The sequence below is a fragment of the Candidatus Aquicultor secundus genome, from assembly GCF_002791875.1.
GTDB classification, from domain to species: domain Bacteria; phylum Actinomycetota; class Aquicultoria; order Aquicultorales; family Aquicultoraceae; genus Aquicultor_A; species Aquicultor_A secundus.
Window position 1 is genome coordinate 2833 of the sequence record NZ_PFNG01000008.1, and the last position, 676, is coordinate 3508.

The window sequence follows — 676 nt, forward strand, 5'->3', positions numbered from 1 at the left end:
TGGTCGAACTCGGCCATGCGGTTGTGGGTGAGGCCTGGGATGGAGAAACGGCGCTTGAACTTGCTGAAACCTTACACCCCGACCTGGCCATCCTCGATATTAAAATGCCCGGGATGAACGGTATTGAAGCGGCGCGGGCAATAACGGCGGCGGGTATTTGCCCCGTGGTCATGCTTACCGCTTACAGCCAGAAATCCCTGGTTGAAGAGGCGATTAAAGCAGGTGCGATGGCGTATCTGGTAAAACCCTTCGATAAATCCGATTTGATGCCCGCGATCGAAGTAGCGCGAAGCCGTTTTCTTGAGATGAAAGAGCTTGGGGGCCAGGTTAAAGGCCTTGAAGAGCGGCTTGAAGCGCGTAAGATAGTGGAGCGGGCTAAAGGGGTGCTCATGAAAGAGCACGGGCTCAACGAAGCCGATGCGTTCAAGCAGCTCCAGAAGTGGAGCATGGATAAGCAACTCTCGCTTAAGCAGGTAGCAGAAACCGTTTTGGGTGAATAGTGAATTGTTGAATAGACATCCATGCCACTAAAAGTGGCACCACCAGAGGACAAAAATAGTTATTTTCAGGGTAGATGAATAGGTTAATGGGGTGTGGGTTGAGAGTAAGGGCTTTTGAGAGTAAGGGCTTTTGAGAGTAAGGGCTTTTGAGAGTAAGGGCTTTTGAGAGTAAGGGC

1 protein-coding gene is annotated in these 676 nt (G+C 51.0%); it reads left to right on the forward strand.

Features of this window, described 5'->3' with window-relative positions; genetic code table 11:
- A partial coding sequence (locus tag COY37_RS00250) for an ANTAR domain-containing response regulator (protein WP_286975442.1) occupies positions 1-500 on the forward strand: 500 nt, incomplete at its 5' end.
- Positions 501-676 lie beyond the last annotated feature (176 nt).